The organism is Variovorax sp. 10N432, from assembly GCF_056394465.1.
On the sequence record NZ_JBFTHX010000077.1, the window covers coordinates 1 to 10,511 of the forward strand.

A 10,511-nucleotide genomic window follows, 5' to 3' on the forward strand; every position below is an offset into this window, starting at 1 on the left:
GCAGCAATGTCGATACGGTCATCATTGGCGGGCGCCTGCGCAAACGGCGTGGTGTCGTGCTGGGCGTGGATCAGGCAAAGCTGCGCTCCGCGATCGACGAGTCCCTCGCTTATCTGTTCAATGCGGCTGGGTACAGGCCGGATCCGTTTTCCGAATCGTTCAAACTGAACTGACCCGTGTAGGCAGCGCCTGATGGATGCCCTGCTGTCACCCATCGCTTGTGCACTTTGTGTGGAGCGCTGCCGGTCGACCTCGCGGTACATCTCGGCCGGGTCAGGGCAGGTGCGAGAAGCATCGCGCGACTGCTGCACGGTCTGCGCCCGCAGACAACAGCAGCGACAGCAGTAGCCGGGCCTTGGCAGCCGGCAGGCTGGCGCCGGGGATCAGGCCCCGCGACTGCAGATCCATTTCGGAGCCTGGGAAGCCATAGGTGCCGGTGAACACGGGGCCCGCGCGCACGCGCGTGCAGAGGATCACGGGCATTTCCGCGGCGAGTTTCTCCAGGTTCTGGACGCAGGCTGCGGGCACATGGCCCGCGCCCATCCCTTCGATCACCGCGCCTACGTAGCCAAGAGAAGCGAGCGCGGGCAGCATGCGTCCGTCCTCTCCCAGGCCCAGTGCGATCTGTGCGATCGCTGCTGGCGGCGCATCGCAGCCCACCGCCTCAACGGGCAGCGTGATGTGGCCCTCCGGCCGGGCGAAGAGGTGCACGTGCCCTTCCACCACGGCGCCGATAGCGCCAGTGCCCGGCGACGCGAAGGCGCTTGTCAGCGCAGTGTGCGTCTTCTGGACCCAGCGCGCCGCATGGATCTCGTCGTTGAGCACCACTACCGTGCCCATACCTTGCAGGCGAGCGTCGGCTGCCGTGGCGACCGCCGCGAGCAGGTTGGCCGGCCCATCCGCACCGGCCGCTTGCGGCCCGCGCATCGCCCCTGTGACGACGATGGTTGCTTCGTTCCGCGCCGCGAGCAGATCCAGTACGAAGGCCGTTTCCTCAATGGTGTCCGTGCCCTGCACCACGACCGCGCCGACGGGCGAGCTCGGTGCACCATCAAGATGCGCGCGCAGCAGCGCGGCCACTTCCCGCAGGTGCTGCAGCGTCAGCGATGCGCCCGGCAAGCTCATGGGAGTGACCGCGTCCAGTTGCGCGACCTGCGCAAGGCGCGGCTCGGCCGCGAGCAGTTGGTCCGCGGTGAGCGTCGGACGGATGCCGTGGACGCCTGATGCGGCCATCATGGTGATGGTGCCGCCCAACGACACGACCAGCACGCGCGGCGGGGGGATGCGTGCGTCTGAGCGCGACGGGTTAGCGCTCACGGGTGGGCCTTGGGCTGACCCGCGGTCTGTTCCAGGAACCAGTCGAGAATCTGCTCGCCCGACCACACGACCACACCCGTGTGGCCCAACACGTAGTCGTACAGCTCCTCGACGAAACCGATGCGGTGCGGCACGCCGCTCAGGTACGGGTGCACGGAGATCGCCATGACGCGCGGCTGCGTCGCGCCGTCCTTGTAGAGGCGGTCGAAGTGCGCCTTGCCGCGGCGCAGCATCTCGTCGGATGGCTGCTGCTGCACTGCGCTGACCACGACGTCGTTGAGATCGACCGTATAGGGTACGGACGTGATGCGGCCCTGGGGCGAATGCAAGGCCACCGGCTGGTCATCCAGCACCCAGTCGGCCACGTACTCGATGCCGGACTCGGCCAGGAAGTCCAGCGTGTCGTCGGTCTCGGTGAGTCCTGGGCTTTCCCAGCCGCGCGGCGCCTTGCCCGTGAACCGCTGGATCGCGTCGATGGTTTGGCGGATCGCGGCGCGTTGGTCTTCCACCTTGTGCATGGGGCGCTGCACGTGCCCGTGGCCCATGAACTCCCAGCCGGCCTCATGCGCCGCGCGGCATGCCTCTTCATAGACGCTGATCGCGCTGCCATTGAGCGCGAGGGTCGCCGGCATGCCGCGGCTCGTGATCGCGTCGAGGATACGCCAGAAGCCTACGCGCATGCCGTATTCGTGCCAGGCCCAGTTCGGCACGTCCGGCAGCAGCGGCGCACCCATGGGAGGGGACAGCACCGCGCGCGGCATGGCGCCGGTGGGCTCCCATACTTCCACGTTGACGATGTTCCAGAGCACCACGCGCGCGTCGTCGGGCAGGCGCAGACGGGGGCGGCTCACGATGGACTGGTAGGGCGCGCGGGCTCGTACGCTGGCGCCGATGTCGAAAGTCATGGGTATCTCCAAGGAGGGGGAAGTAGCTACGCTCAGGATTGCACCTGCGACATCTCGCTGCTGCTTGGCCAGTTCAACAGACCGTATTCAGGCTTTGAACACGTTCTCGGGCCGACCAGGCCGAAGGGCGCATCCCGAATCGGTCGCACAGCCAATCGAGCATGAGTTCCTGACCGAGGGTGGGGTTGTCATGCTGGCAATGTTCCGCGCCCGTTTCCTCGGTGTCTGTCACGCGCAGCGTGACGTCGACGCCATTGCTGCGTGCATGCTCGAACACCATCTTTGCGTCTTCCACGCCCAAGGTGTCGTGTCCGCCATGCAGGATGAGGTAGGGACAGCGCATCTGCGACAGCACGCCTTCGAGCTTGAAGGGTGTAGCTCGCGACACCACCTCCTTCATGCTGCCGGCGCCGAACACCCATTTCATGTGCATGGCGAGGCCGTGGTCCTCCCCGCGCGGGCTGTAGCGCTGCTGGATGTTCCAGATCGCGCCATGCGAGATGCAGGCGGCGATGCGGTGGTCGCACGACGCGGCGCGCGCGGAATAGTAGCCACCCAGGCTGGAGCCGCTCAGCGCGATACGGCCCGGGTCGATGTCGCCGCGCGCCAGCAGCCAGTCCACGCAGCGGCCCACAGGCACCTCGTAGTCGAAGCGGGACACGAGCCCTTGGCGCCTCAGCGCGCCGCCCTGGCCGGGGCCATCGACTAGCAGGATAGAAAAGCCACGCTGCAACGCACCCCGACCGGTCATGAACCACAGTTCGTCCTTGTACGAGTCGAGCCCGCCGAAGGATATCAGCACGGGCTGCTTCGCGCCGCCGTGGGGCGAGCGAACAAAGTACGCCGGCAGGGTCGTGCCGTTCTCGTAAGGGATCTCGAGCACCTCGCCGGGAATGTCGAGGAACCCCAAGTGCTTGTGGGACGCCTGCTCGCACAGCGTGAATGTCGCCAAGCGTCGCGGGTCTTCCGGTGGCAGCCAAAATTCGGCCATGCGGAAATAGTTGGCCGCCCTGAGCCAGCAGTTCATGGCGGTACGGCGGTGGCCGGCCAGCGCCGCCGCGTCTCCACGCTCCATGTTCCGCTTGGCGATCCGCTCCCATTCGGCGAACCAGCTTTCATCGTCGCCCGGCACGATCCGGCTGGCGACTTGGAAGCATTCGCTGATCGCACCGCCGCCTTCCTGCGTCTCGCCCAGGCCACGCCGGAACTGGTACGAATGCCAGAAATGGTCGGGCCATTGTTGCCAGCCGAACGCCTCGAAGCGGGGGGAAGTGGTCTCTTGCATCTTGTTGTCCATGAAGGGTCCTTACTGCGGCACGAAGCCGATGTTTTTCACGACCTGACCCCAGAGCTCGTAAGACTTGAGGAAGGTCTGGTTGAACTGGTCCGGCGTACCGGCCACGGGCTCGTATCCCACGTTGCGCAGGCTGGCCTGTACGTCCGGTTCCTGCAAGGAGTAGTTCACCGCTGCGTTCAGGACGTTGACGATCTGCGATGACGTGCCGGCCGGCGCGAAGAGGCCGAACCAGCCGTAGACCTCGTAATCCGGCACGCCGGATTCGCGGAAGGTAGACAGGTCGGGCGAGGCATCGATGCGTTTGCCGGCCGAGGAGGCCAGGGCCTTGAGCCGGCCGTCCTTGGCGTAGGCGATCATCCCCGCGTAGGAGTCGAGCGCCAGGTCGATCTGGCCGGACAACACGTCGGTGGAAATCTGGCCGACACCCTTGTAGGGCACGTGGACCCATTTGACGCCCGTCTTGGCCATCAGCAGCTCCATCATCAGGTGCGGCAGGCCGCCTTCCCCGTTGGTACCGTAGGTAAATCGGTCAGGCTGCTTCCTGGACAGTGCGATCAGTTCCTGCAGGTTGTTCGCCGGCACCTTGCCATTGGCGTACAGCACCAGAGAGTTGGACGACACCTGTGCCACCGGCACGAAGTCCTTGCGGACGTCGTAGGGCAGGTTCTTGAAGGTGTGCGGCGCCACCGCGAAGGCGCTCACCTGGCCCATCACCAGCGTGTAGCCGTCCGGCGCCGAGCGCGCCACGGCGCTGATGCCGATCTGCCCGGTAGCGCCAGCGCGATTGTCGACGACCACCGGCTGGTCCAGGTGGGTCGCAAGCTTCTGAGCGATCAGCCGGGCCTGGATGTCCGCCGCATTGCCCGCAGGATAGGGCACGATCAGCCGTATAGGCCGGTCAGGGTATGCCTGTGCCTGTGCCGTGAGCGGTACCAGGGACGCCAGCAGCCCCAGGGCCGTCAGGCGGCGCAGCGTGCTCCTCAACTTCGGTTCGCTCGTCATCGAATACTCCTAGGCAGCCATGGACAGAATCTGGTGGATGTCGGCGGGTCCGCTGATGGGTCGGGGGTTGGTGTGCACCCACCGGTCGAGCATCGACTTCTCGGCGATTTCGTCAAAGCGCTCGGGCCCCAGGCCCACGCCGCGCAGAGTGGCGGGCAGGCCCAGATCCGCGATCAACTGCGCGATGGCATCTGCCGCCGCAGCGCCGGGCTGGCCCAGGGCCTTGCTCAACTCCGCCTGCCGCGCACCGCCCGTGGCGGCGTTGAAGCGCAGCACGCTGGGCAGCGTCACGCAGGAGCAATAGCCGTGCGGCACGCCCATGGCGCCGCCCAGCACATGGCCGATGCCATGACTGGCTCCCATCGGAACGCCGGACCACATCGCGATCTGCGCCAGCCACATGCCGTTCTGGCATGCAGCGCGCGCCTCCACGCTGCCGGGGTCCGCTTTGCAGTCGCGTAAGCCCTGAGCCAGCAACGGCATTGCCAGCAGCGAGCAGGCATCGGACATGGCATTGCCCTGCAGCGAGCAATAGCCTTCCACCGCATGGTCCACGCAGCGGATGCCTGTAGAGAGCCAGGTATCCAGAGGCGTGTGCCGCACAAGCCATGGGTCCAGCACCACGACATACGGAATGAGTCCCGGGTGGCGGATGCCCTGCTTGAGCTTGCGCAGCGGGTCGGTGGAGCCGGCCGTGGGCGCAAACTCGCCGCCGGAGAGTGTGGTTGGCACCGCGATGTGGCGGATGACGGGTGGGCGGAAGCTTGGCGCAGTCAGGGCGCCCGTCTTCGGGTCCGAACGCAGCAGGAAGGGCTCGAAAGCGTCCAAGGTGCGCAGGTCGTGCTCCAGGCACAAGCGAACGGTCTTGGTCGCGTCGGTGACGGAGCCGCCGCCTACGCTGACCAGCAGATCCGCGCCTGCCGCGCGGGCCGCATCCGCCGCGCGTAGCACGGCGTCGCGCGGCACGTGCTGGGGTATGACATCGAACTGCCCCACGAAGCGCGAACCGAGCCGGGCGCGCAACTGCTCGATGGCGTCGGTCCGCCGATTGAGCGACCCACTCACCACCAGGAAGATGCGCTGCACGCCCGCCCGCTCGACTTCCATTGCCACGGTCTCCACGAAAGGCTTGCCAAAGCTAATGCGTTCCATGGCCGGTATCAGCAACTGGCCCGCGCGCAACGCGGGCGACTCCGTCGGTTTCATGGCCTTGCCCTTTGCTGAAAGAAAGAACCAGGGGAAAGTCCCCTGGCAGGCCCCTAGTCTAAGAACGGGAGCCATGCATTCTTAGAATATGTTCCATGTAACTACGTTATGGACGATCCGAGTCATGGACATACGGCAGATGCGTTCTTTCGTCACTGTGGCACAGCGGGGCAGCTTCACCACCGCGGGGCGCGTTCTGCAGGTGTCGCAGCCGGCGCTGAGCAACCAGATCCGCGCACTGGAAGAGGAGTTCGGCACCCTGCTGCTGCTGCGGCATGCCAGGGGCATCACGCTCACTACGGCGGGCGAGAAGTTGCTGGTGGAGGCCCGTTCCATCGTGCGGCAGGTGGACCGCTTGCAGGCCACTCTGGCGGCCGAGAGCCCGCAACCGCGCGGCGAACTAGCCTTCGGAGGGCCTCCCTCGTTCACCGAATCACTCTTCCCCTCCGTCGTACGGCAGTTCCATTCCCGCTATCCGGGCGTGCTACTGAAGATGACAGTGGAGCTGACTGGCGAGCTGGAGGTGCTGCTGCTGCGCGCCGAAATGGACTTGTGCATCCTCACCAACCCGGCGTCGAACAAGAAACTTTCTTTCACCCCGTTGGTAACCGAAGACCTGTTCCTGGTCGGCCCGCCCGACAGCCCGCTGTTCAGACGGCGCGAGCTGGAGATCGCCGACTTGACGGACATCCCGCTCATCGTGGCGGGCAGCGGCAATTTCGTGCGCGTCCAACTGGACCGGCTCGCTCGCGAGGAAGGCGTGTCACTGCGCATCGTGGCCGAGGTGACGAACTTGGGCGTGCCGCTCATCGGGCGCTTCGTGCGCGACGGCTTGGGCTATGCCGTACTGACGAAGCGGGCTGTGCAGGACGAGTTCCGCCCCAAGGAGGTCGGATTCTCGCGCCTGCTCGGCCTCGCCATGAACCGGGTGCTAGCGCGCCGCGCGGACGTGCCGCTGTCGGCGGCAGGTCTGGAGATGGCCAACCTGATACGGCAGGAGGCAAAGTCATTCGTCAAATGATGCGGTGAATCGCCCAGGGTTTCCTTGTTGCCGGCGGTCGGGATCCGCCTCTATTCGGCGGTGAGGACGCGGTAGTGCCGCACGTGCGGATCTGTGCGGGGGGCGGGGAGCCATCTCCGTTCCTACGTGAATGTCCGATATACCCCGTCATTGCGTGATGCGGCGTCATCGGTGATCGTCAGATCTCCTTGCAATGGAGAGCTCGATGACGGATCAGGCAGATGCAGTAGAAGTCGCGGGAGCGGGGCGAGTACGCGTGGACTGGCGAATAGGCCACGCGATGGTGCAGCAAATACCAAGCCTTCTGGCGCGACCATGAACAGCGCCGCCTCGAGCAGGGTCTGAGCGTGCGACCTTATTGCGCGGCCAATGCCCTGGCGCTGTCGACTTACCCGCTGTCGTGCCACGAAATTGCTTGTGGGTAGGGTCTTCGCGACCGCAAGATTGCCGCGCTTGGCGAGTTGAATGAGAGGCAGCGATGGGTCAATCGATTCATGTTTCCGATGCTCGGAAATCTTAAATTGCACCTTGGGTGTTTCTCTGAAATTCTCCAGGCTGTAAATTCCGTCGCATGGGCCAGTGAAGGCAAATGCCCATACCCATCCAGCCTATCCACTCATGAGGAAAATATGAGTTCGCCTATTACGCGCCGTTCTGCGCTGACGTTCGCTGCAGCCACATGCCTGGCTGGAACCGTTTCTGCCCAGGAGAAATCAACAATGTCCGATCTAGGCGGTCAACTCGTCACGCCGCCGGCAAGAGCGCCTCGCAAGATTCTGGTTCGAGGCGCCACGATCGTCAGCATGGATGCCAAAGTCGGCAATTTGACCAAGGGCGATATCCTGATTGCCGACGGCACCATTGCCGCCCTCGGCACGAATCTGGAAGATGGTGGCGCCGAAGTGATAGACGCCGCAGAGATGATCGCCATTCCGGGTATGGTCGATACGCATCGCCATTGCTGGGAAGGCCAGGTGAGGTCAGGTGCGAGAAGCATCGCGCGACCGCTGTACGGCCTGCGCCCGCAGACAACAGCAGCGACAGCAGTAACCGGACGTTGGCAGCCGGCAGGCTGCGCCGGGGATCAGGCCCCGCGACAGCAGATTCAGTTCGGAGCACGAGAGGGCCGTGCAGGACGATGCCACGTTCCAGCAGCCAGTGCATGGCTTCGAGCAGGCGCAGGCGGGCGATGCCATCCGGGATGCCCGCCGCGGGCGCCAGGGACTGCCGCGCCGCCTTGAAGGCACGCTAGGTCGTCGCCGGGATGCGCAAGCCTCTTCGACGGCGCGGGCGCTGGCCTGGTATGGGTCGCCGCGATTTGCTCGGCGCGCCCGCGGTAGGAGCATCTTCCAGCAACGCGGCATCGAAGACCAGCCAGGCTCGAGGGCGCGTTCATCTACGGTGCGCGAAACGGGCCTCAGTTCATTGTGAGGCCGAGGGATCGCCGTCGCTTCTGTAGGCAGCGATGCCGATGAGGCATGGCGAGAAAAGTAGTTTCACTAAATGGGGCATCCGCGCATGCGCCACGCCTTGAACTCCCCATGCTGATCGGCGTAAAAGATGGGCTTAGACCTTCGGGCATGTGGCTTGCGGGCAAACGCGTGTCGCCTGCGTTCAGGCCTCTCCCGTGCCGATTGGGCGGACCCGTACTGGACCATTGGCAGCTCTAGCAGCGAGACCAGCATGAAGCCTGCGTTGCCGCGCGGAAGAAAGGATCTTCAGCGCTTCGCCTTCTTCGCTCCCCATCGGTATTTAAAATTTTCAGATATCGAAGATGCCATGCTTGAACAGCATAAAGGCGATAACTCATCAGTCTTTGTCTGCGATGTGGAAACCCGTTAGTCTGCGAAGCTCCATGTCACAGCGGAAGGTTCAAGTTTTCAATTGCAACGCCATATGAGAAAAAGAAACTCGCCCGGTTGATGCAGATACTCCCCGTCTTGATCTTCGAGGACTGTATTGATTTGTCAAGTGGAACAGTTGGTTCTACGTCTAGCTTTGACGCGTAGTTGTAGCGCGAATGAGCTTTTTCTCGATCCTGTCTCGTAGGATCGCGATTCGCCTTGAGTGCAAAGTACTAATGATCTCGATAAACGGCGCTATTCTTGAGACACGCCAGCTCACCAAGGAATTCAAGGGTTTCACCGCGGTCAGCAAGGTCGATCTCTCGGTCGTTCGCGGCTCCATCCATGCGCTGATCGGACCCAACGGCGCGGGCAAGACGACCTGCTTCAATCTGCTCACCAAGTTCCTCGAGCCGACCTCCGGCACCATTCTCTTCAACGGGATGGACATCACGAACGAGCGCCCGGCGCAGATCGCGCGGCGGGGCATCATCCGCTCGTTCCAGATCTCGGCGGTGTTCCCGCACCTGACTCTGCTCGAGAACGTGCGTTTGGGTCTGCAGCGCGCGCTGGGCACCAGCTACCATTTCTGGAAGAGCGAGAAGTCGCTGAAGCCGCTCGATGCCCGAGCCCGCGTGCTGCTGGCCGAAGTCGGCCTCGAGGACCTGGCCGACGAGCTGACCGTGAACCTGCCCTACGGCCGCAAGCGTGCGCTCGAGATCGCGACCACGCTGGCGATGGAGCCGGAGCTGATGCTGCTCGACGAGCCCACCCAGGGCATGGGTCACGAGGACGTGCACCGCGTGGCCGAACTCATCAAGCGCGTGTCGGCGGGTCGCACCATCCTGATGGTGGAGCACAACATGAGCGTGGTCTCGACCATCGCCGACACCATCACGGTGCTGCAGCGCGGCGCCGTGCTGGCCGAGGGGCCGTATGCCGAGGTGTCGCGCAATCCACAGGTGATGGAAGCCTACATGGGCACCACCGACGGTCAGCTGCAAGGGGCGCATTGATGGCCACCCCAGCGTTGGAGATCAAGGGCCTGCAGGCCTGGTACGGCGAATCGCACGTGCTGCATGGCGTCGACATGGTGGTGCAGCCCGGCGAGGTGGTCACGCTGCTGGGGCGCAACGGCGCCGGCCGCACCACGACGATGCGCGCGGTGCTCGGCCTGACCGGCACCCGCAAGGGCAGCATCAAGGTCAACGGCACCGAAACCATCCACATGCCGACGCACCGCATAGCCCACCAGGGCATCGGCTACTGCCCCGAGGAGCGCGGCATCTTCGCCAGTCTCTCGTGCGAAGAGAACCTGCTGCTGCCCCCGGTGCTCAAGAGCGCCGACAAGGGCATGTCGGTCGACGAGATCTACGCGATGTTCCCGAACCTGGCCGAGCGCCGCCACAGCCAGGGCACGCGGCTGTCGGGCGGCGAGCAGCAGATGCTGGCGGTGGGCCGCATCCTGCGCACCGGCGCCCGATTGCTGCTGCTCGACGAGATCTCCGAAGGCCTGGCGCCGGTGATCGTGCAGGCGCTGGCCCGCATGATCCACACGCTGCGCGGCAAGGGCTACACGATCGTGATGGTCGAGCAGAACTTCCGCTTCGCGGCGCCGCTGGCCGACCGCTTCTACGTGATGGAGCATGGCCGCATCGTCGAGAAGTTCGGCGCTGCCGAACTCGAGGCCAAGATGCCGGTGCTCAACGAACTGCTTGGCGTATGACGATACTTGGTCTTCCTGTTTCCGCTCTGTTGAGCCAACTCCTCCTGGGGCTGGTCAACGGGTCGTTCTACGCGATCCTGAGCCTCGGGCTCGCAGTGATCTTCGGCCTGCTCAACGTCATCAACTTCGCGCACGGCGCGCTGTTCATGCTGGGCGCGGTGCTGACCTGGATGGCGATGAACTATTTCGACGT

11 protein-coding genes are annotated in these 10,511 nt (G+C 64.6%); 5 read left to right on the forward strand and 6 right to left on the reverse strand.

Going from position 1 to position 10,511, the window contains the following annotated elements; all coding sequences use genetic code 11:
• Window positions 1-273: 273 nt before the first annotated feature.
• The 5 genes from AC1DF3_RS35780 to AC1DF3_RS35800 form a co-directional block, all read right to left on the reverse strand.
• Window positions 274-1,317 carry an asparaginase gene (locus AC1DF3_RS35780; RefSeq protein WP_478142637.1) on the reverse strand — a complete coding sequence of 348 codons (1,044 nt, stop codon included), beginning with the start codon at window positions 1,315-1,317 and terminating at the stop codon, window positions 274-276.
• Window positions 1,314-2,222, reverse strand: coding sequence for a polysaccharide deacetylase family protein (locus AC1DF3_RS35785; RefSeq protein WP_478142638.1), 909 nt, complete (start codon window positions 2,220-2,222; stop codon window positions 1,314-1,316). Before AC1DF3_RS35785 ends, AC1DF3_RS35780 begins: the two co-directional genes overlap by 4 nt.
• A 73-nt stretch (window positions 2,223-2,295) precedes the next feature.
• Complete coding sequence (locus AC1DF3_RS35790) at window positions 2,296-3,519, reverse strand: alpha/beta hydrolase family protein (protein WP_478142639.1); 1,224 nt, start codon at window positions 3,517-3,519, stop codon at window positions 2,296-2,298.
• Window positions 3,520-3,528: 9 nt separating this feature from the next.
• Entirely contained in the window at window positions 3,529-4,521 is a 993-nt protein-coding gene (locus AC1DF3_RS35795; RefSeq protein ID WP_478142640.1) for a Bug family tripartite tricarboxylate transporter substrate binding protein, read from the reverse strand.
• A 9-nt stretch (window positions 4,522-4,530) separates the two neighbouring features.
• Entirely contained in the window at window positions 4,531-5,727 is a 1,197-nt protein-coding gene (locus tag AC1DF3_RS35800; protein ID WP_478142641.1) for an iron-containing alcohol dehydrogenase, read from the reverse strand.
• A 124-nt stretch (window positions 5,728-5,851) separates the two neighbouring features.
• Between AC1DF3_RS35800 and AC1DF3_RS35805 the strand changes: the two genes are divergently transcribed.
• Window positions 5,852-6,748, forward strand: coding sequence for a LysR family transcriptional regulator (locus AC1DF3_RS35805; protein WP_478142642.1), 897 nt, complete (start codon window positions 5,852-5,854; stop codon window positions 6,746-6,748).
• Between the two features lie 728 nt (window positions 6,749-7,476).
• Here the strand turns inward: AC1DF3_RS35805 and AC1DF3_RS35810 are convergent.
• Window positions 7,477-7,701, reverse strand: a complete 225-nt coding sequence (locus AC1DF3_RS35810) for a hypothetical protein (RefSeq protein ID WP_478142643.1) — start codon at window positions 7,699-7,701, stop codon at window positions 7,477-7,479.
• A 730-nt stretch (window positions 7,702-8,431) separates the two neighbouring features.
• Between AC1DF3_RS35810 and AC1DF3_RS35815 the strand changes: the two genes are divergently transcribed.
• The 4 genes from AC1DF3_RS35815 to AC1DF3_RS35830 form a co-directional block, all read left to right on the forward strand.
• Window positions 8,432-8,590: a hypothetical protein gene (locus tag AC1DF3_RS35815; RefSeq protein ID WP_478142644.1), complete on the forward strand. Its 159-nt coding sequence runs from the start codon at window positions 8,432-8,434 to the stop codon at window positions 8,588-8,590.
• A 247-nt stretch (window positions 8,591-8,837) separates the two neighbouring features.
• Entirely contained in the window at window positions 8,838-9,608 is a 771-nt protein-coding gene (locus AC1DF3_RS35820; RefSeq protein ID WP_478142647.1) for an ABC transporter ATP-binding protein, read from the forward strand.
• Window positions 9,608-10,318, forward strand: coding sequence for an ABC transporter ATP-binding protein (locus tag AC1DF3_RS35825; protein ID WP_478142645.1), 711 nt, complete (start codon window positions 9,608-9,610; stop codon window positions 10,316-10,318). The genes AC1DF3_RS35820 and AC1DF3_RS35825 overlap by 1 nt, the downstream gene beginning before the upstream one ends.
• On the forward strand, window positions 10,315-10,511 hold a 197-nt coding region (locus AC1DF3_RS35830), incomplete at its 3' end, for an ABC transporter permease subunit (RefSeq protein ID WP_478142646.1). The genes AC1DF3_RS35825 and AC1DF3_RS35830, both read left to right, overlap by 4 nt.